Here is a 20241-nt window from a genome sequence, read left to right on the forward strand (position 1 = left end):
GGTGCGCGCCCGACCATCGATTCGCCTCACGACTTGCGCAGGTCGCCGCGCCCCGATACGGGAACGGCTCCGGTCGAGCGACCACCCCGTGGTGCCGAACGGGCAAGATGGAGGCATGGCCCCCACCGCGCTCGACCCGAGCAACCCGTTCGCCGCGCCCTCCACCCTCGACTACGGCCTCCCGCCGCTCGACCGCGTCGAGCTCGGCCACTTCCGCCCCGCGATCGAGGCCGGGTTCGCCCAGCAGCGCGCGGAGTGGGAGGCGATCGCCACCGACCCCGAGCCCGCCACGTACGCCAACACGATCGAGGCGCTGGAGCTCGCGGGCGATCTGCTGACGCGCACGCTCCACGCGTTCTTCATCTACACGTCCTCGATCGGCGGCGACGAGCTCGACGCCATCGCGGCCGACGTCGCCCCGGAGCTGTCCGCCCACGGCGACGCGTTCCGGCTCGACCCGCGCCTGTTCGCGCGGTACGAGGCGATCGCCGCGAGCGGTGAGGAGCTGGACCCCGAGGCGACCTGGCTGCTCGAGCAGCTGCGCAAGGACGCCCGCCGCGCCGGCGTCGCGCTCGGCGAGGCCGAGCAGGAACACCTGCGCAGCCTCAACGCCGAGCTCACCAGCCTCGAGACGCTCTTCGGCCAGCAGGTCGTCGCCGGCATGAAGGCCGCCGCCGTGCCGGTCACCGACCCGTCGCTCCTGGCGGGCCTGTCCGACGGCGACCGCGCGTCCCTCGCGCAGTCGGCCACCGACCGCGGCAGCGAGGCGGGCCACCTCGTCACGCTCATCCTGCCGACGTCGCAGCCGATCCTCGTCGACGCCTCCAGCCGCGACCTGCGCGCCGAGGTGCAGTCCGCCTCCACCACGCGGGGGACCGGCGTCGACGCCGCGTCGGACACCCGTCAGACGATCCTGCACGTCGCCCGCCGTCGGGCCGAGCGCGCGCAGCTGCTGGGCTTCCCGCACCACGCCGCCTACGTCGCCGCCGACGGCACCGCCGGGACGAGCGAGGCCGTGATGGGCATGCTCCGCCGACTGGCCCCGGCCGCGGCCCGCAACGCCCTCGCGGAGGCAGCTGACCTCGAGACCGAGATCCGCGCCGCCGAGGGCCCCGACGCGACGCTGACCGCCGCCGACTGGCCGCACTACGCGGCCAAGGTGCGCCAGGCGCGCTACGACGTCGACATGGCCGGGCTGCGTCCCTACCTCGAGCTCGAGCGGGTCCTGGTCGACGGGGTCTTCTGGACGGCGACCCAGCTCTACGGCATCACGTTCACCGAGCGCACCGACCTGCCCACCTACGCGGACGGCATGCGCGTGTGGGAGGTCAGCGACGCCGACGGCACCGGCATGGGCCTGTTCCTCGGCGACTACCACGCCCGTGAGGGCAAGCGCGGCGGCGCCTGGATGACGAGCTTCGTCAACCAGTCCCGGCTCAAGGGAACCCACGCCGTCGTCACCAACACGCTCAACGTGCCACGCCCGCCGGCGGGAGAACCCACGCTGCTGACGTGGGACGAGGTCATCACGACCTTCCACGAGTTCGGGCACGCGCTGCACGGGCTGCTCTCCGACGTCCACCACCCGTCGCTCTCGGGCACCTCAGTCCCGCGCGACTTCGTCGAGTACCCCTCGCAGGTCAACGAGATGTGGGCGACCCACCCGGCCGTCATGGCCCGCTACGCGCGCCACCACGTCACGGGCGAGGCGCTCGACCTCGCCGTCGTGGAGCGACTGCGCGAGGCCGCCGGGTACGGCGAGGGGTTCCGCACGACGGAGTACCTCGGTGCGGCGCTGCTCGACCAGGCCTGGCACCACCTCGCTCCCGAGGAGGTGCCGACCGATCCCGCGGACGTGCTGACCTTCGAGAAGCGGGCGCTGGCCGACGCCGGGCTCGACCTCGAGCTCGTGCCGCCGCGGTACCGCTCGACCTACTTCAACCACACCTTCGCCGGCGGCTACGACGCGGGCTACTACTCCTACATCTGGAGCGAAGTGCTCGACGCCGACACCCAGGCCTGGTTCGAAGAGGGGGAGAACGGCGGCCTGGACGCCGATCGCGGCCGCCGGTTCCGCGAGACGCTGCTCTCGCGCGGCCACAGCGCCGACCCGCTGTCGTTCTACCGCGAGCTGCGCGGCCGCGACGCCGACATCACGCCCCTCCTCGTCCGTCGGGGCCTCCAGTGAGCGCCGCGGGCGCGTCGCCGTCGGGCGAGAAGCCCACGCCGACCCTCATGGAGACCGAGGCGGTCCGGATCTGCCGCGAGCTGATCCGGATCGACTCCTCCAACTACGGCGACGGGTCCGGCCCCGGCGAGCGCGCCGCGGCCGAGCACGTGATGACGGAGCTGACGAACGCCGGCTACGACCCCGTGCTGGTGGAGTCCGAGAAGGGCCGCGCCAACGTCCTGCTGCGGATCGCCGGGGAGGACTCGAGCCGCCCGGGTCTCGTGCTGCACGGCCACACAGACGTCGTCCCCGCCGAGGCCAGCGATTGGAAGATGGACCCGTTCGGTGGCGAGGAGATGGACGGCCTGATCTGGGGCCGCGGCGCCGTCGACATGAAGGACATGGACGCGATGATGCTCGCCGTCCTGGCCCAGATGGCGCGGGACGGCCGCAAGCCCCCGCGCGACCTGGTCGTGGCGTTCTTCGCCGACGAGGAGGCCGGCGGCCGTCTGGGCTCGCACTGGGCCGTGAAGAACCACCCCGAGTTCTTCGAGGGTGCCTCGCAGGCGATCAGCGAGGTCGGCGGCTTCTCCGTCGATCTCGACGGACGACGCGCCTACCTCCTCCAGACGGCCGAGAAGGGCCTGGCGTGGCTCAAGCTCGTGGCCGACGGCACGGCGCAGCACGGCTCCCAGGTGCCCGTCGACAACGCCCTCGTGCGGCTCGCCGGCGCCGTCGCGCGGATCGGGGCGCACGCCTGGCCCCGCGACCTCACCCCGACGGTCCGCGCGCTGCTCGACGGCGTGGCCGACCTGTCGGGGACGACGTGGAGCGACGACGACACGTCGTCGATCGACGCCCTCGTCGCCTCGCTCGGCTCCGCGAGCAAGTTCGTCGGCGCCACGCTCTCGACAACGACCAACCCGACCCAGCTCGACGCGGGCTACAAGGCGAACGTCGTGCCGTCGCAGGCGAGCGCCGTCGTCGACCTGCGGTTCCTCCCCGGCCGCCAGGAGGAGGCGATGGCCACGCTCCGCGAGCTCGCGGGCGAGGGCGTGCGGATCGAGCCGATCACCACCGACATCGGTCTCGAGGCCCCGCACGAGGGTGACCTCGTCGACGCGATGGTCGCCGCGATCGACTCCGAGGACCCGGGCGCCCGGGTGCTGCCGTACATGCTCTCGGGCGGCACGGACAACAAGGCGCTCTCGCTGCTGGGGATCGAGGGCTACGGCTTCGCCCCGCTGCGGCTGCCGGCCGACCTCGACTTCGCCGGGATGTTCCACGGCGTGGACGAGCGGGTCCCGGTCGACGCGGTGCAGTTCGGGACGCGCGTGCTGGACCGGCTGCTGCGGACCTGCTGAGCGGGGCCCGTCAGAGGGTGGAGGTCACCCGCAGCACCTTGCGGCGGAGCCAGACCTTGCGGGTCCCGCCGATGTAGATGCGGGTGCGGGCGAGCTCCCAGCGTCCGTACTCCGCCTCGTCCGTGAGCAGCCGACGCACGTCGCCGCCGGAGGTCGTGCGCGGCAGGGTGAGGACGCGGAACTCGTACGTCGCGCGGTCGGCGGTGCTGGCTCTCACGAAGGTCCTCACCTGCTCTGTCGTTCGGTTGCGGGCGATGCCATTGTGCCCCAGCGCACGATACGGTTGCGGCATGTCAACGGATCCGCGCGCCGCCCTCGACCGCCTCGTCGCGGCCTTCGAAGCTCACCTCGAGGCGGCCCGCACCAGCCGTGACCCCGACGCCGAGGGCGTCGTCGACGCCGCCGCCACGCTGGCAGACGCGTTCGACACGTACGACGACGCGCTGTTCACCGCCTTCGGCGTGGACACCCCGTTCGACGTCTACGACGACGAGGACGACGAGGACGACGACGACTTCGAGGATGACGACGAGGACGACGACGAGGACTGAGTCCTCGGTCGCACCACGTCAGCGGCGCTCGGGATAGCCCAGCGCCGGCGCGGTCACCTCGTCCAGCACCGCCCGGATCTCCGGCGGCAGCGCGCCGTCCTCGCCCGAGACGAGTCCCGCGACCGACTCGAGCTGGGCCGCCGTGCGCGGCCCGATCACCGCGCTCGTGACCCCGGGGGCGTCGCGGGCCCATGCCAGCGCCACCTCGGCGCTGCTGCGCCCGAGCCCGTCGGCCGCCGTCGCCACCGCCTCCACGAGGCCGGCGGCCGCGTCCGTGAGGTAGGGCTCGACGAAGCCGCGCAGGTGCGAGGACGCGGCCCGCGAGTCCGCGGGACGGGCGCGGCGGTACTTGCCGGTCAGCACGCCCCGCCCCAGCGCGGACCAGCCGATCATCCCGAGCCCCAGCGCCTCGCACGCCGGCAGCACCTCGCGCTCGGCCCCGCGCGCGAGCAGCGAGTACTCCATCTGCGTCGCCGCGAGCGGGAGCCCGGCCGCGGCGGCCAGGGTGGCGAGGTGCGCCGTCGCCCAGCCCGGGTGGTTGGACACCCCCGTGTAGCGCACGCGTCCCGAGCGGACGGCGATCTCCAGTGCCGAGAGCGTCTCGGCGGCGGGCGTCACGCCGTCGGGCACCTGGACCAGCCACAGGTCGAGGTGGTCGGTGCCCAGCCGCTCGAGCGTCGCGTCGAGGTCGTCCAGCAGGGCGCCGCGGCCCGCGCTGATGCGCACGCCTCCGGCGTCGCGTCTCACACCCGACTTGCCGCAGACGACGATCTCGCGGCGCACGCCGAGCTCCGCGACGACGGCGCCGAGCGTCTCCTCCGCGAGCCCGTCGCCGTACGAGCCGGCCGTGTCGAGCACCGTCCCGCCGGCGTCGAGGTAGCCCTCGAGGAGGGCCCTGGCCTCGTGCTGGTCGGTGTCCCGACCCCAGGTCATGGTTCCCAGGGCGACCGGGCTGAGGACCAGTCCGGTGGTTCCGGCACGGCGAGGCTGCATCGCCTCAGGGTACGGCCCGCCTACCCTGGTCCGGTGACGTGGTGGGAAGCAATCGTGCTCGGAATCGTTCAGGGACTCACGGAGTTCCTGCCTGTCTCGTCGAGCGCGCACCTGCGCATCGTCGGGGCGCTGATGCTGGACGGGCAGGACGTCGGTGCGACCTTCACCGCGATCACCCAGATCGGCACGGAGCTGGCGGTCCTGATCTACTTCCGGCACACGATCGCGCAGGTCGTGCGGCGCTGGATCGCCACGCTGCCCGAGGTGCGCGCCGGCGGGCGGTGGAACAACCCGCTGCGGCTGGCCGACGCCGACGCCCGGATGGGCTGGCTGATCATCGTGGGCTCGCTGCCGATCGTCGTGCTCGGCGTGCTCTTCCAGGACGCGATCGAGGGGGCGCTGCGCGACCTCCGGTTCACGGTGTTCACGCTGGCGTTCTTCGCCCTGCTGCTCTGGGCGGCCGACCGCTGGGGACGCCAGCTCAAGACGCTCAAGGCCCTCGACGGCCGCGACGGCGTCGCATTCGGTTTCGCGCAGGCGATGGCCCTCATCCCGGGTGTCTCGCGCTCCGGCGGCACGATCACGGCCGGCCTCGCGATGGGCTACACCCGCGAGGCGGCGGCCCGGTACTCGTTCCTGCTCGCCGTGCCGGCGGTGCTCGGCTCCGGCCTGTACCAGCTGGCGAAGGCGATCGGCGGCCACAGCGACGGCGGGATCGTCGTCAGCGGGGGAGCGACGCTGCTCGCCACGGTGGCGGCGTTCGTCGTCGGCTTCGTCGTCATCATCGCGTTCCTCAAGATCGTCTCGAGCCGCGGCTACCTGCCGTTCGTGATCTACCGGCTCGTGCTCGCCGCCGTCATCGGCATCCTGCTGATGAACGGCGTGCTCAGCCCGACGGCGTAGCGCAGCCCGGCTTGCGCGGGGAGAGTCGCCTCACAGCCAGCCGGAGCGCTTGAACGCGCGGTACAGGACCGCCACGGCGCCGGCGATGAGCGTCATCACCGCGGGGTAGCCCCAGTGCCACGTCAGCTCCGGCATGTACTCGAAGTTCATGCCGTAGATCCCGGCGACGGCGGTCGGGACGGCGGCCAGCGCGGCGTAGGCGGAGATCCGGCGCATGTCGGTGTTCTGGCGCACCTGCACCATCGTCAGCTGCGCCGTGAGCATGTCGCCCAGCAGCCGGTCGTCCGTGTCGAGCGCGTCCGCCACGCGGCGGAACCCCTGCTCCAGGCGCTCGAGGTGGCCGAGGGTGACCTCGCCGAGGTCGGCGTCGTCGACCTCCGTGATGAGCGTGAGCCGGGTGAGGATCGGCAGCACGTGCCGCCGGGAGTCGGCGATCGCACGCTTCACGCGGTAGATCCCGGCGACGTTGTCGTCGTCGTCCGTCGCGGTGGAGAAGACCGCGTTCTCGAGGCGGGCCGTGCGCGAGGTGACGCCGTCGCTCACCGCCGTGACGTCCTCGAGCGCGAGCGAGAGCAGGGCGCGCACGACGACGTAGTTGCCCCGGCGGCGGCTGGCCGGCAGCGACCGCACGCGCGCCACGAGCCGCTCCAGCGCTGCCCGGTCGACCGACGTGGTGACGGCGCGGTCGAGCTGGGCCACGACGTGGACGAGGGTCGAGCGAACGGGCCGGTCGCCCTCGCTCAGCGAGAGCAGGGCCACCCGCATCGCGACGGTGTCGTCGGGCAGCCCCGCGCTCGCGTGCGGCGCGAGCACGGAGTCGGCCATCTGTCGCAGGGCGGCGTCGCCGTCGCCCGCCATGCCGCACCGCCGCAGCGCGTCGCCCTGGGCGCGGCGCCACTCGCCGCGGTCGTTGGGGAGCAGCTCGACCACCCAGCGGCGGCGGGCCGCGGCGTAGGCGTCGGGATCCGCCGTCGCGGGATCCAGGAGCTCGCCCTCGGGCGTGAGTCGGTACTCGGTGCGCACCCACCCATCGTCCTCTGTAGGCTCACGTGGTGCATTCCTGGCGATCGCCCGCAGTTCCCGTCCTCCCTCTCGCCGACCGCGACCTGCGTCCCTCGGCCACGGACTCGGCGTCCCGGCAGCGCCGGACGCTCGGTGAGGGCCGACGAGCCAGCCTCTACGTGTGCGGCATCACGCCGTACGACGCGACGCACCTGGGCCACGCCGCCACGTACGTCACCTACGACCTGCTCGTCCGCTCCTGGCGCGACTCCGGGGTCGAGGTCACCTACGCGCAGAACGTGACCGACGTCGACGACCCCCTGCTGGAGCGCGCGCGCGACACGGGCGTCGACTGGCGCGAGCTCGCCGTGTCGCAGACGGACCTGTTCCGCTCCGACATGGAGGCGCTGCGCGTCATCGCGCCCGACCACTACCTCGGCGCCGTCGAGACGGTGCCCGACGTCGTGCGCGCCGTCGAGCGCCTCGTGGCCGACGGCGCGGCCTACCGCGTCGGGCCCGACGCCACGGGGGCCGGCGACGGCGACGTGTACGCGGATCTCGCCGCCGACACCCGCTTCGGGCTCGAGCCGATGGGCGACGCCACGGACGAGGCCGGCCGGATCGCCGAGTTCGCCGCGATGGGCGGCGACCCCGACCGCCCCGGCAAGCGCGCCCCGCTCGACCCGCTGCTGTGGCGCGCCGCGCGCGAGGGCGAGCCGTCCTGGCCCGGCCGGAGCCTCGGCGACGGCCGCCCCGGCTGGCACGTCGAGTGCGCGACGATCGCCGCGATGACGCTGGGGGCGCCCGTCGCCGTCCAGGGCGGCGGCCGCGATCTGCGCTTCCCGCACCACGAGATGTCCACGAGCCACCTGCGGATGCTGTCGGGTGACGCCCACCCCGTCGTCGCTCAGGTGCACGCCGGCCTGCTCGCCTACGAGGGCGAGAAGATGAGCAAGTCGCGCGGAAACCTCGTGCTGGTCTCGCGGCTGGTCGAGCAGGGCGTGGAGCCGATGGCCGTGCGGCTGGTGCTGCTGTCGCACCACTACGCGTCCTCGTGGGAGTTCCACGAGGCGGAGCTGATCGACGCCGCCGAGCGCCTGACGCGCTGGCGGGACGCCGTGGCGCTGACCGCGGGCGGCTCGGTCCCGGGCGCGGGAGTCCCGGACTCCGGCGCGGTGGTGACGCAGGTCCGTCTCGCCCTCGCCGACGACCTCGATGCCCCGCGCGCCCTCGCCGCGGTCGATGCCTGGGCCAGTGCGGTGCTGGCGGCGGACGCGGCCGACGTCGTCGAGACCGGCACTGCGACCGACGGCGGGTCCGCCCCCGGCGCGCTGGTGCGCGACGCCGTCGACGCCCTGCTGGGGATCGCGCTCTAGGAGAGCCCGGGCCCCGAGCCCGGCTCGCCGCCCCGGCCGTGACCGGGGTCTCGACGGCGGAGGTACTGCTCGAACTCGCGCGCGATCGCCTCGCCGCTCGCCTCGGGCAGCTCGACGGTGTCCTTGGCCTCCTCGAGCTGGCGGACGTACTCGGAGATCTCCGGGTCCTCCTCGGCCAGCTCGTCCACACCGCGCTGCCAGGCACGGGCGTCCTCCAGCAGGTCGCCCATCGGCAGCGGCTCGCCCACGGTCTCCTCCAGCGCCGCGAGCAGCGCGAGCGTCGCCTTGGGCGACGGGGGCTGGGCGACGTAGTGGGGGACGGCGGCCCACACGGACATGGCGCGCATCCCCTCGGCGCGCGCCTGGTGACCGAGCACGGAGATGATCCCGGCGGGGCCGGTGTACTCCGAGGACTCGAGCCCGAGAGCGGCCTGCAGGACCGGGTCGTCGCTCGTGCTCTGCACGGGGATCGGCCGGGTGTGGGGCACGTCGGCGAGCAGCGCGCCCACCCCGACGAAGGTCGCGGGGCCCAGCCCTTCACGACCGCGAGGATCTCGGTGCAGTACTGCCGCCACCGCATCGACGGCTCGACGCCCTGCACCAGCAGGACCGTCCGGCCGGCCACGGGGGAGCGCGTGACCGAGACCCGGGTCGCGGGCCACGTCAGCTCGCGCGCACCGGTGCCCGGGATGCTGACGCCGGTCGCGTCGGAGCCGCCGGTCGGCGGACCGACCACCGGACGGTTGACCTGGAAGTCGTAGAAGTCCTCGGGGTCGAGCGAGGCGACCGGTCGGGCGCCCCAGGCCGAGGCGATGAGGGAGATGGCGTCGCTCGCGGCGCTGCCGGCGTCGTTCCACCCCTCGAAGGCGGCGAGGACGAGCGTGGGCTCGGTATCTGTCACTGCTACAGCCTACGCAGCCCGGCCCCACCCGCCCCTGCGAGAATGGTCCCCGTGCGCCGGAGTGGTCGGCGCCGAGACGGGAGACACGTGACGCACGCGCTGCCCGAGGCCCTGCTGTGGGACCTCGACGGAACCCTGGTGGACAGCGAGCCGCTGTGGATCGCGGCCGAGCACGAGCTCGTGGCCGCCCACGGCGGGGTCTGGACCGACGAGGACGCGCTGTCGCTGGTGGGCAACTCGCTCGACGACAGCGCGCTGATCCTCATCGAGCGTGGCGTCGACCTGACTCCGCAGCAGGTGATCGACAATCTCGTCGACCGCGTCAACACCGCGATGACGACCGTCGGCCCCGACTGGCGTCCCGGTGCCAGGGAGCTGGTGGCGCAGGCCGCCGCGGCCGGGGTGCCGCAGGCGATCGTCACGATGTCCTACCGGGTGCAGGCCGAGGCCGTCGCCGGGCTGCTGCCGCCCGGGGCCATCACGACGATCGTCGCCGGCGACATGGTGACCCACGGCAAGCCGCACCCCGAGGCGTACCTGACCGCGGCGGCGACGCTCGGCGTCGACGTCACGCGGTGCATCGCCGTGGAGGACTCGGCCACCGGTTCGGCCTCCGCGCGCGCCTCGGGCGCGCGCACCGTCGTCGTGCCCCACGCCGTCGAGGTGCCGCACGCCCCCGGACTGGCCCGGACCGAGACGCTCGAGGGCCTCACGCTGGCCGACCTCGTGACGCTGTCCGGCCTGGGCGCACCGGACCCCGCGTGAAGCGCCCCGGCTGGCGGCTCGGAGCCGTCGGCGGCTCGCCGGTCTACCTCGCACCGAGCTGGCTGCTGGTGGCGGCCATCCTCACCGTGCTGTTCCTGCCGACCGTGCAGCGCGCCGCCCCCGGCTTGGGGACGCCGGCCGCCGTCGCGGCCGCGGCGACCTTCCCCGTGCTGCTGTTCGCCTCCGTCCTCGCCCACGAGCTGGCGCACGGGGCCGCGGCGCGGCTGGTGGGCGCACAGGTGCGCGAGTACGTCATCACGTTCTGGGGCGGGCACACGAGCTTCGGCGCCGAGCTGCGCACCCCGGGGGCCAGCGCGGTCGTGTCGGCCGCCGGACCGCTCGCGAACGTCGCGCTCGCCGTCGTGGGCTGGCTGACGCTCGAGGCGCTGCCGGGCGGGCTGTCCGCCGTCATCGTCGCGGCGCTGACCTACGCCAACGTGATCGTGGCCGGCTTCAACCTGCTGCCGGGCAACCCGCTCGACGGCGGGCGCATCCTCGAGGCGCTGATCTGGAAGGTCACGGGCGACCGCGACACCGGCACGATCGGCGCCGGCTGGGTCGGGCGCGTGCTGGCGGTCGTGATCGCCGTCGTCGTCCTCGGTCTCCCGCTGCTGCGCGGCCAGCAGCCGGGCCTCACGACGGCGGTGTGGGCCGTGCTGGTGGCCGGTCTCGTCTACAACGGCGCCACCCAGTCGATCCGGCTCGGCCGGGCCCGGCGCTCGGCCGCGGGCTTCGACCTGCGGCCGCTGGTGCGGCCCGCCGTCGTCGTCGCCGAGGGCGCGACGCTGGCGCAGGTGCCGCGGCCGCCGATCGGGATGGCGACGAGCGACGTCGTCGTCGTGGACGGCACGGGCCGACCCGTGGCGGTGCTGGACGCGGCCGCGGTGGCCACCGTGCCGCCGCACGCCCACGCGAGCACCCCGGTCACCGCCGTCGCCCGGACCCTCCCGGCGGAGGCCGTGCTGACGGCGACGGCGGGGGCGGACGCGCTCGGAGCCCTGGCGCGCGGCGTCAGCGCGAGCGACGTCGTCGTGCTCGTGGGCCCCCACGGCATCCTCGGGACCGCCACCCGCGACTCGGTCGTCGCCGCCCTGGCGCCCCGGGATCGTTAGGCTCACCCGGTGACTGAACTCCCCACCGGCGCCGAGATGCGTCGCGGACCCTTCCGGGAGGGCGACCGCGTGCAGATCACCGATCCGCGCGGCAAGCCCTCCACCATCACCCTGCGCGCTGACGGTTCGTTCCAGACGCACCGCGGCTACTTCCGCCACACCGACCTCATCGGGGCGAGCGAGGGCACGGTCGTGGAGACGTCGGCCGGCGTGGCCTACCTCGCGCTCCGCCCGCTGCTGTCCGACCACGTGCTGTCGATGCCGCGCGGCGCCGCGGTCATCTACCCCAAGGACTCCGCGCAGATCATCTCGATGGCGGACATCTACCCGGGCGCCCGTGTGGTCGAGGCCGGCGTGGGCTCGGGCGCGCTGACGATGTCGCTGCTGCGCGCCGTCGGCGACGCCGGCTCGCTGCTGTCGATCGAGCGCCGCGAGGACTTCGCGGTCATCGCGACCGGCAACGTCGAGGCGTTCTTCGGCAGCAGCCACCCGGCGTGGGAGCTGGAGGTGGGCGACCTCGCCGACGTCCTGCCGACCGCGCGCGAGGCCGGCAGCGTCGACCGGATCGTGCTCGACATGCTCGCGCCGTGGGAGAACATCGAGGTCGCGGCCGACGCGCTCGCACCCGGCGGTGTTCTGCTCGCCTACGTCGCGACCACCACGCAGCTGTCCCGGTTCGCCGAGGACCTCAAGGCCGACGGCCGCTTCACCGAGCCGCTCGCGTCCGAGACGATGCTGCGCGAGTGGCACCTCGAGGGGCTGGCGGTCCGGCCGTCGCACCGCATGGTGGCGCACACCGGCTTCCTCGTCACGACGCGCCGCATGGCGCCGGGCGTCGAGGCGCCGCTGCGCCGTCGTCGCCCCGCGAAGTCGACGGCCACCGAGGACGCCGAGGCCCTCGAGGCGCTGGCGCGCGACGCGGCCCGCGTCCAGATCGGTGACGACTGGACCCCGGAGGACCTGGGGGAGCGCGGCATCACCGGGAAGAAGGCGCGCCGCGCCGGACGGCACGCCGAGGCGCTGCGCGAGGCGGCGGCCGGTGGCCGGGACGCCGAGGAGGACGCCGGCGACGAGCGTCACGCGGACGAGACCGGGAACCCCGAACCCGCACCGCGCGCCTAACCTGGGACCACCACCCGCCTGAGCTGAGGAGCTCGCAGTGACCGACGACGACGCGCGCCGCGAGGCCGCCTCACTCGCCCAGAAGAACGAGCGGCTCACCGCCGTCCTCATCAAGGCTCGTCAGGAGCTCGCCGAGCTGAAGGAGCAGGTCGAGCAGCTGACGCGACCGCCCGCCACCTACGCGACCTTCCTGGCCGCCCAGAGCGACGGCACGGCCGACGTGATGGCCACCGGGCGCAAGATGCGCGTGCCGGTCTCGCCGCTCGTGGATCTCGCCGCGGTCGGGCCGGGCCAGGAGGTCCAGCTCAACGAGACGATGGCGCTGGTCGAGGTCGGCGGCTACGAGCGCGTCGGCGAGGTCGTCACCGTCAAGGAGCTCATCGGCACCGACCGCGCCCTCGTGGTGGGTCGGGCCGACGAGGAGCGCGTCGTGCGGCTCGCCGGCCAGCTCTCGCAGGAGCGGGTGCGCGTCGGCGACGCGCTGACGATCGACCCGCGCAGCGGCTTCGTGCACGAGCACATCCCGCGCTCGGAGGTCGAGGAGCTCGTGCTGGAGGAGATCCCCGACGTCGAGTTCGAGGACATCGGCGGGCTGGCCGACCAGATCGAGGCGATCCGCGACGCCGTCGAGCTCCCGTTCGGTCACCCCGAGCTGTTCCGCGAGCACGGCCTGACCCCGCCCAAGGGCCTGCTGCTCTACGGCCCGCCCGGCTGCGGCAAGACGCTCATCGCCAAGGCCGTGGCCGCGTCGCTCGCCCGCACGGTGGGCGCGGCGGCCGGCCAGGAGGCCGTGCGCAGCTCGTTCCTCAACGTCAAGGGCCCGGAGCTGCTGAACAAGTTCGTCGGCGAGACGGAGCGCCACATCCGGCTCATCTTCGCCCGGGCGCGCGAGCGCGCCGAGCAGGGTGTGCCGGTCGTGGTCTTCTTCGACGAGATGGAGTCGCTGTTCCGCACCCGCGGCACGGGCATCTCCTCCGACACCGAGACGACCGTCGTGCCGCAGCTGCTGGCGGAGATCGACGGCGTCGAGCGCCTCGACAACGTCATCGTCATCGGGGCCTCGAACCGCGAGGACATGATCGACCCGGCCATCCTGCGGCCCGGTCGCCTCGACGTGAAGATCAAGGTCGAGCGTCCGGACGCCGAGGCCGCGCGCGACATCTTCCCCAAGTACCTGCGCAGCGACCTGCCGCTCCACCCGGACGACGTCGCCCAGCACGACGGCGACCGCGAGCGCACCGTCGCCGCGATGATCGACGCCGCCGTCGAGCGGATGTACTCGCTCGGCAAGGAGAACGAGTTCCTCGAGGTCACCTACGCCAGCGGCGACCGCGAGGTGCTGTTCTTCAAGGACTTCGCCTCGGGCGCGATGATCCGCAACATCGTGGATCGCGCCAAGAAGGCGGCGATCAAGGCGCTGCTGTCGGGCCAGCCGCGCGGGATCAGCGTGGGGCACCTCCTCGAGGCGGTGGCGCTCGAGTTCCACGAGAACGAGGACCTGCCCAACACCACCAACCCCGACGACTGGGCGCGCGTGTCCGGCCGCAAGGGTGAGCGCATCGTGTTCATCCGCACGATCGTCGCGCCGAAGGGGGCGGGGACGGCGCCGGGTCCGGTGGCCCGCACCGTCGAGACGCTGTCCGACCCCGGGCAGTACCTGTAGGTCGGTCACCCTCGGGCGGGTCGCCGGCCGAGCCGGCAGACCCGGCCGGGGACCACGCGCGCCGAGCCGCCTAGGCTGGTTCGGTGCGCGTGATGGGAATCGAGACGGAGTACGGGATCCTCGGCGGCGAGGGGGCGAGGCAGAACCCGATGGCGCTGTCGGCGCTCGTCGTGGCCGCCTACGCCCAGGCGGTGCCCCGTCCGGGGCGGACCCGCTGGAGCTACGAGAGCGAGGACCCGCTGTCGGACGCGCGGGGCTGGCGGATCGACAGGGCCGCGGCCCACCCGAGCCAGCTGACCGACGTCGGGCGCTCCGACGAGCCGGAGCCGGACGACGACGGCGACGCGCCCCTGCGCGTGACGCTCACCCGGCGGCGGCGTCCGGTCTCACCCGAGCGCGACGACCCCGCCGCGACCAACGTGCTGCTGACGAACGGCGCGCGCCTGTACGTCGACCACGCCCACCCGGAGTACTCCAGCCCCGAGGTCCTCACCGCGCGGGACGCCGTCGCGTGGGACCGGGCTGGCGAGCGGGTGATGCTCGAGGCGGTGCGGACGCTCGCGGCGTCGCCGCACACGCCGGACGTCCATCTCTACAAGAACAACGTCGACGGCAAGGGTGCCAGCTACGGCACCCACGAGAACTACCTCGTGGACCGGGCCGTGCCGTTCGGCGACATCGTCGACTACCTCACGGCGTTCCTCGTGACGCGGACGATCATGGTCGGGTCCGGCCGCGTGGGGCTCGGGGTCTCCGGCGAGATTCCGGGCTTCCAGCTCTCCCAGCGCGCCGACTACATGGAGGCGGAGGTCGGGCTCGAGACGACGCTGCGTCGTCCGATCATCAACACGCGCGACGAGCCGCACGCCGATCCCGGGCGGTTCCGCCGGCTGCACGTGATCATCGGCGACGCCAACTGCTTCGAGACGGCGACCTACCTCAAGCTCGGCACGACCTCGCTCGTGCTCAGCGTGCTCGAAGCCGCCCAGCGCGGGGCGCAGATCCCGCTGTCGTGGGAGGCCGCGCACCTGGCCGATCCGGTCGCCTCGGTGCAGACCGTCAGTCGGGACCTGTCGCTCACGGCCGAGCTCGACACCGCTGGCGACGGCGTCCCGCTCACGGCGCTGCAGATCCAGCGGTACTACGCCGCGGGGGTGCGCGAGGTGCTGGGGGACGACCTCACCGAGGACGACGCCGCCGTGCTCGCCGCGTGGGAGCGCACCCTGGACCTGCTCGAGCACGACCACGACACCGCGGCGCGCGAGGTGGAGTGGCTCGCGAAGCTGCGGGTGCTGGAGGGGCTGCGGGAGCGGCACCACCTCGCGTGGGACCACGCGAAGCTCGCCGCGCTCGACCTGCAGTGGTCCGACGTCCGGCCCGAGCGCGGGATCTGCGCCCGGCTGCGGGCGTCCGGTGGCGTCGCGACCGTCGTCCCGCCCGACGAGGTCGAGCGCGCGGTCACGCATCCGCCCACCGACACGCGTGCGTGGTTCCGGGGTGAGGCGCTGCGCCGCTACCCGGAGGCCGTGGCCGCGGCCGGGTGGGACGGCGTCGTGCTCGACGTCCCGGGGGAGCCGACGCTGGTGCGGGTGCCGATGCCGGACCCGCGCCGCGGGACGCAGGCGCTCATGGGCGCGCTGCTCGACCGCCACCCCACGGCGGCGACGCTGGTGGCAGAGCTCGGCGGGGCGGCCCGGGCCGCGCGTCGCGCTGACCCGCCCCGCTGGCCGCACCCCCGCCGTCGCCACCCCACCCCACCAGGGGGCACTTGCCGCCCCTCGAGGGGGTACTTCCTGCCCCTCGAGGGGGTACTTCGTGCCTCTCGTGGGGGTAGTTCTCGCCGCTCCCGGGGGTACTTCCCGCCTCTTGCGGGGGTACTTCGTGCCTCTCGTGGGGGTAGTTCTCGCCGCTCGCGGGGGTCCTTCCGGTCCCTCGAGGGGATAGTTGCGGACGCACTCGGGGGCGATTCCCGACGGCGGAGCCGCGCGATCGCCGTCGTGCCAACGACGCCCATCACCCCCGGGCAGGACAGCAACAACCCCCTCGAGGGACCGGAAAGACCCCCTCGAGGGACAACAAGTACCCCCTGGAGGGACAACAAGTACCCCCTGGAGGGTCAGGAAGTACCCCCTCAAGGGTGGGGGCCGGGCGGGGCCGCGCGCTGACCCGCCGTGCGGCCGGGCCCGGCATAGGATCGGGGTGTCAATCGAGGAGGAGTACCCGTGGCGACGTCACAGCAGCACAGCACCCCGCGTGGACCCGAGGGCGACGGCGAGGGCGCGCCCCCCGTCCCCACCGCCCCCGCCGCCTCGACCCAGGCGGTCGACGACCTGCTCGACGAGATCGACGACGTCCTGGAGACCAACGCCGAGTCCTTCGTGCGCGGGTTCGTCCAGAAGGGCGGCCAGTGAGTCGCGGCCCCGCCGCGTCCCTGGGCTCGCCGTCCTCGCCGCGGCTGCCTGACGCCTACCTCGCCGCCGGGACGTCCTCGTTCGTCGACTTCGTGGGCGAGGTGGCGCCCGAGCTGCTCGCCGCTCGCCACGCCGGCGGCGGCGAGCTCGAGCAGGCGCACGCGACCACGATCGTCGCCCTGAGCTACCCGGGCGGCGTCGTGATGTCGGGGGACCGACGCGCGACGTCGGGCACCTACATCGCCCACCGCGAGATCGAGAAGGTCTTCGAGGCCGACTCCACCTCGGCGATCGGCATCGCCGGCGCCGCCGGGATCGGCCTCGACCTCGTCAGGCTGTTCCAGCTCGAGCTCGAGCACTACGAGAAGCTCGAGGGCACGCCGCTGTCGCTCGAGGGCAAGGCCAACCGGCTCGCGCGCCTCGTCCGCGCCAACCTGCCGCTCGCGACCCAGGGCCTGGCCGCGATCCCGCTCTTCTGCGGGTTCGACGCCGTCACGCAGGCCGCGCGGCTGTACTCCTACGACGTCGTCGGCGGGCGGTACGAGGAGCGCCACTTCCACTCGATCGGCTCCGGCTCGATGTTCGCCCGCGGCAGCCTGAAGAACCTCTGGCACTCCGCGCTCACCGAGACCGAGGCGATCGAGGTCGCCGTCGCCTCGCTGCTGGACGCGGCCGACGACGACTCCGCGACCGGCGGGGTCGACCTCGTGCGCGGCATCTTCCCTGTCGTCGCCCGCATCGATGCGAGCGGCTACCGACGGATCGACGACGGCGAGCTCGCCACCCACGTCGGCCGCATCCTGGCGCTGCGCGCAGAGGCGAGGAGGTGACCGCATGAGCATGCCGTTCTACGTCTCGCCCGAGCAGGTGATGAAGGACCGGGCCGACTACGCGCGCAAGGGCATCGCCCGCGGTCGCGCCGTCGTCGTGATGACCTTCGCCGACGGCATCCTGTTCGCCACCCACAACCCCTCCCGCGCGCTGCACAAGGTCGGCGAGATCTACGACCGCATCGCGTTCGCCGCCGTGGGCAAGTACCACGAGTTCGAGTCGCTGCGCGTGGCCGGGATCCGCTACGCCGACCTGCGCGGCTACGCCTACGACCGCGCGGACGTCAGCGTCCACGGCCTGGCCAACTCCTACGCGCAGACGCTCGGGTCGATCTTCACGGCCGACGCGAAGCCGTACGAGGTCGAGCTCGTCGTGGCCGAGGTCGCACCCGACCCCGACGGTGACCAGATCTACCGGCTCTCCTTCGACGGCTCGCTGGCCGAGGAGACGCACCACGTCGTGATCGGCGGTCAGGCGGAGACCCGCCACCAGATCGTCTCCGACGCCTGGCAACCCGGCATGGACCTGGCGCAGGCGCTCAGCCTCGCGCTGGCCGCGCTCGAGCATCGCGAGGACGGGCTGACCGTGCCCATCGACCCCACCCAGCTCGAGGCAGCCGTGCTGGACCGGTCGCGCGGCCGCCGCGCGTTCCGTCGTCTCGTCGCGTCGCAGCACCTGCGCGGCACGCACCCCGCCGGCGAGGCCCTCGATGGCTGAGCACGACGTCGCCACGCGGCGCATCTTCGGGCTCGAGACCGAGTACGGCATCACCTGCGCGGCCCCCGACGGCCGCGCGATGGGGGCGGACGAGGCGGCGCGCTACCTGTTCCGCACCGTTGTGGCGTGGGGACGCTCGAGCAACGTCTTCCTGCGCAACGGGGCCCGGCTCTACCTCGACGTCGGCAGCCACCCCGAGTACGCCACGGCCGAGTGCGACGACATCCGGCAGGCGGTGATCCAGGACGCCGCCGGGGTGCGCATCCTCGAGGACCTCCTCACCGACGCGCAGCAGCGCATGACGGCGGAGGGTCTGCCCGGCCGGCTGCACCTCCTGCGCAACAACGTCGACTCGCACGGCAACTCCTTCGGCTGCCACGAGAACTACCTCATCCGCCGTCGCTCCGACTTCGCGCGGACGGCCGACGTGCTCATCCCGTTCTTCGTCACGCGCCAGATCCTCACCGGGGCCGGCCACGTGCTCGACGGTCCGCGCGGCGCCCGGTTCTGCTTCTCCCAGCGCGCCGACCACATCTGGGAGACCGTCTCCTCGGCCACCACCCGCTCGCGCCCGATCATCAACACGCGCGACGAGCCGCACGCGGACGCCGACACCTACCGCCGGCTGCACGTGATCGTCGGCGACTCGAACATGGCCGAGCCGACCACGATGCTCAAGCTCGGCACGACCGACCTCGTCCTGCGGATGCTCGAAAACGGTGTGCACCTGCGCGACGTCGCCCTGGAGAACCCCGTGCGGGCGATCCGCGACATCAGCCACGACCTCACGGGTCGCGCGCCGATCACGCGCAGCTCCGGCGCCGTGACGACGGCGATCGACGTCCAGGCCGAGCTGCTCGCCCGCGCCCAGGAGTTCGTCGCGGCCACGAATGACACCTCCGAGACCACCGCCTGGGTGCTGGACCTGTGGGAGCGCGGGATCACCGCCGTCGCGGACGGCAACCACGCGCTCGTGGACACCGAGCTCGACTGGGCGATCAAGGAGCGGCTCCTCCAGCGCTACCAGGAGCGCCAGGGCGTCGGCCTCACCGATCCGCGCATCGCGCGACTCCTGCTCGCCTACCACGACGTCTCACGCACCGACGGGCTGCTGGCGTCGATGACGGCGAAGGGGCTCGTCACGCGCGTGACCACCGAGGATGAGGTCGTCGAGGCCACCGAGCGCCCCCCCGCCACCACGCGTGCCCGACTGCGCGGCGAGTTCGTGCGCGCGGCCCAGGAGGCCCGCCGCGACCACACCGTCGACTGGGTGCACCTCAAGCTCAACGACGCCGCGCAGCGCACCGTGCTGTGCTCCGACCCGTTCCGCTCGCACGACGAGCGCGTGGACCGTCTGATCGCGAGCATGCGCTCGTGATCGGGCTCGCCCGCGGTTCCCGACGGCGGTCGCTCGCCGGCGCCGCCACGGCGGCCCTGCTCGTGGTCGGCCTGGTCGCCGGCTGCCAGGAGGAGGCGCCCGTGCCGGAGACGCCGCAGCCCACGATCGAGGTCGCGGGCGACTTCGGGGTGCGCCCGACCATCACGGTCCCCGAGGGGCTGACGGTCGCCGAGACGAGCTCCGCCGTCCTCATCCCCGGTGACGGCCCGGTCGTCGCGGAGGGCGGGGGCCTGCTGCTCGACTACGTGGCGCTCGACGTCGTCACCGGCGAGACCGTGGCCGACACGTTCCCGACGCTGCCCGAGATCCGGAGCCTCACCGTCGACTCGCTCGGCGCGCCGCTCTACGAGCTGCTCGAGGGGGTCTCGGTCGGGACCCGGATCGAGCGCGTCGAGCTGGGGACCGCCGCCCGCCCCAACCCGCACGTGCTCGTCGTGGATGTCCTCCCCGTTCGCGCGACCGGGCAGGCCCGCGAGCCCGAGGCCGGGTTCCCCACGGTGACCCTCGACGACACCGGCGCCCCGACGGTCGCGGTCCCGGCGGAGCCGGCACCGACCTCCGCGCGGTTCGCCGTGCTCGTCAAGGGCGACGGGCCGCAGGTCGCGACGGACCAGTCGCTCGTGCTGCAGCTCACCGCCGTGCGGTGGACCGACGGCGCCGTGGTCGACACCACCTGGGGGAGCGGCGCGCGCGCCGTCGCCCTGAGCGACCTCGGCGAGGCGCTGCGCGGTGCGTTGCTCGAGCAGACGGTCGGCTCCCAGGTCCTCGTCGTCGCCCCGCCGGCGGACGGAGCGGCGGGCGACACCCTCGTCTACGTCGTCGACATCCTGGCGACGGCCGACATCGCGGTGGACCCGGCGGGGACGGAGGGGCTCGTCCCCACCCCGTCCGAGTCGGCCGGCGCCGTGGAGCGTCCCACGGACCCGCCGCCCGCGACCGAGTAGCGCCGGATCCACACCGA

Annotated in this window: 18 protein-coding genes and 1 pseudogene; 15 read left to right on the plus strand and 4 right to left on the minus strand. The window is 73.7% G+C overall.

All coding sequences use genetic code 11. The annotated features are described in order from the left end of the window. Window positions 1-115 precede the first annotated feature (115 nt). The gene (locus C8046_RS01480) at window positions 116-2188 is read left to right on the plus strand and encodes a M3 family metallopeptidase (protein ID WP_109227964.1); all 2073 of its coding nucleotides are present in this window, start codon (window positions 116-118) and stop codon (window positions 2186-2188) included. Window positions 2189-2235: 47 nt separating this feature from the next. Further along, the gene (locus C8046_RS01485; protein ID WP_109230654.1) at window positions 2236-3534 is read left to right on the plus strand and encodes a M20/M25/M40 family metallo-hydrolase; all 1299 of its coding nucleotides are present in this window, start codon (window positions 2236-2238) and stop codon (window positions 3532-3534) included. Window positions 3535-3544: 10 nt separating this feature from the next. Here C8046_RS01485 and C8046_RS01490 read toward each other — a convergent pair whose 3' ends face one another. Further along, on the minus strand, window positions 3545-3751 hold the full coding sequence (locus C8046_RS01490; RefSeq protein ID WP_109230655.1) for a DUF5703 family protein: 207 nt from the start codon (window positions 3749-3751) through the stop codon (window positions 3545-3547). A 73-nt stretch (window positions 3752-3824) separates the two neighbouring features. Between C8046_RS01490 and C8046_RS18580 the strand changes: the two genes are divergently transcribed. Further along, window positions 3825-4085 carry a DNA primase gene (locus tag C8046_RS18580; RefSeq protein WP_199224362.1) on the plus strand — a complete coding sequence of 87 codons (261 nt, stop codon included), beginning with the start codon at window positions 3825-3827 and terminating at the stop codon, window positions 4083-4085. Window positions 4086-4103: 18 nt separating this feature from the next. On the opposite strand, the gene C8046_RS01500 is transcribed toward C8046_RS18580, so the two are convergent. Continuing rightward, complete coding sequence (locus C8046_RS01500) at window positions 4104-5078, minus strand: aldo/keto reductase (protein WP_109227965.1); 975 nt, start codon at window positions 5076-5078, stop codon at window positions 4104-4106. Between the two features lie 54 nt (window positions 5079-5132). Here C8046_RS01500 and C8046_RS01505 point away from each other — a divergent pair, with 54 nt between their 5' ends. Beyond that, window positions 5133-5981 (plus strand): undecaprenyl-diphosphate phosphatase, encoded by an 849-nt coding sequence (locus C8046_RS01505; protein WP_419183533.1) that lies wholly within the window; start codon window positions 5133-5135, stop codon window positions 5979-5981. 30 nt (window positions 5982-6011) lie between these two features. Here the strand turns inward: C8046_RS01505 and C8046_RS01510 are convergent, their stop codons facing one another. Continuing rightward, window positions 6012-7004: a CorA family divalent cation transporter gene (locus C8046_RS01510; protein ID WP_146197028.1), complete on the minus strand. Its 993-nt coding sequence runs from the start codon at window positions 7002-7004 to the stop codon at window positions 6012-6014. Between the two features lie 29 nt (window positions 7005-7033). On the opposite strand from C8046_RS01510, the gene mshC reads away from it, so the two are divergent. Further along, window positions 7034-8359, plus strand: coding sequence for a cysteine--1-D-myo-inosityl 2-amino-2-deoxy-alpha-D-glucopyranoside ligase (mshC, locus tag C8046_RS01515; protein WP_109230657.1), 1326 nt, complete (start codon window positions 7034-7036; stop codon window positions 8357-8359). Here the strand turns inward: mshC and C8046_RS20140 are convergent. After that, window positions 8356-9260, minus strand: a pseudogene (locus C8046_RS20140) (PAC2 family protein). The gene mshC and the pseudogene C8046_RS20140 sit on opposite strands and share 4 nt — an antisense overlap. Before the next feature lie 87 nt (window positions 9261-9347). Here C8046_RS20140 and C8046_RS01525 point away from each other — a divergent pair. The 10 genes from C8046_RS01525 to C8046_RS01570 all read left to right on the plus strand — a co-directional run bounded on the left by C8046_RS01525 (window position 9348) and on the right by C8046_RS01570 (window position 20224). Then, complete coding sequence (locus tag C8046_RS01525) at window positions 9348-10025, plus strand: HAD family hydrolase (protein ID WP_235866026.1); 678 nt, start codon at window positions 9348-9350, stop codon at window positions 10023-10025. Further along, window positions 10022-11137, plus strand: a complete 1116-nt coding sequence (locus C8046_RS01530) for a site-2 protease family protein (protein WP_109227968.1) — start codon at window positions 10022-10024, stop codon at window positions 11135-11137. The genes C8046_RS01525 and C8046_RS01530 overlap by 4 nt, the downstream gene beginning before the upstream one ends. 36 nt (window positions 11138-11173) lie before the next feature. Further along, window positions 11174-12259 carry a tRNA (adenine-N1)-methyltransferase gene (locus tag C8046_RS01535; protein ID WP_109230658.1) on the plus strand — a complete coding sequence of 362 codons (1086 nt, stop codon included), beginning with the start codon at window positions 11174-11176 and terminating at the stop codon, window positions 12257-12259. Window positions 12260-12296: 37 nt separating this feature from the next. Further along, a complete protein-coding gene (gene arc / locus C8046_RS01540) occupies window positions 12297-13922 on the plus strand; it encodes a proteasome ATPase (protein WP_109227969.1) in 1626 nt (541 codons plus the stop codon). A 92-nt stretch (window positions 13923-14014) separates the two neighbouring features. Continuing rightward, a complete protein-coding gene (gene dop / locus C8046_RS01545) occupies window positions 14015-16087 on the plus strand; it encodes a depupylase/deamidase Dop (RefSeq protein WP_199224363.1) in 2073 nt (690 codons plus the stop codon). Window positions 16088-16144: 57 nt separating this feature from the next. Beyond that, entirely contained in the window at window positions 16145-16333 is a 189-nt protein-coding gene (locus tag C8046_RS01550; RefSeq protein WP_109227970.1) for a ubiquitin-like protein Pup, read from the plus strand. After that, complete coding sequence (gene prcB / locus C8046_RS01555) at window positions 16330-17163, plus strand: proteasome subunit beta (protein WP_235866027.1); 834 nt, start codon at window positions 16330-16332, stop codon at window positions 17161-17163. Before C8046_RS01550 ends, prcB begins: the two co-directional genes overlap by 4 nt. A gap of 4 nt (window positions 17164-17167) precedes the next feature. After that, on the plus strand, window positions 17168-17881 hold the full coding sequence (gene prcA, locus C8046_RS01560; RefSeq protein ID WP_109227971.1) for a proteasome subunit alpha: 714 nt from the start codon (window positions 17168-17170) through the stop codon (window positions 17879-17881). Further along, complete coding sequence (gene pafA / locus C8046_RS01565; protein ID WP_109227972.1) at window positions 17874-19259, plus strand: Pup--protein ligase; 1386 nt, start codon at window positions 17874-17876, stop codon at window positions 19257-19259. Before prcA ends, pafA begins: the two co-directional genes overlap by 8 nt. Next, the gene (locus tag C8046_RS01570) at window positions 19256-20224 is read left to right on the plus strand and encodes an FKBP-type peptidyl-prolyl cis-trans isomerase (RefSeq protein WP_109227973.1); all 969 of its coding nucleotides are present in this window, start codon (window positions 19256-19258) and stop codon (window positions 20222-20224) included. Before pafA ends, C8046_RS01570 begins: the two co-directional genes overlap by 4 nt. Window positions 20225-20241 lie beyond the last annotated feature (17 nt).

Source organism: Serinibacter arcticus (assembly GCF_003121705.1).
Classification (GTDB): domain Bacteria; phylum Actinomycetota; class Actinomycetes; order Actinomycetales; family Beutenbergiaceae; genus Litorihabitans.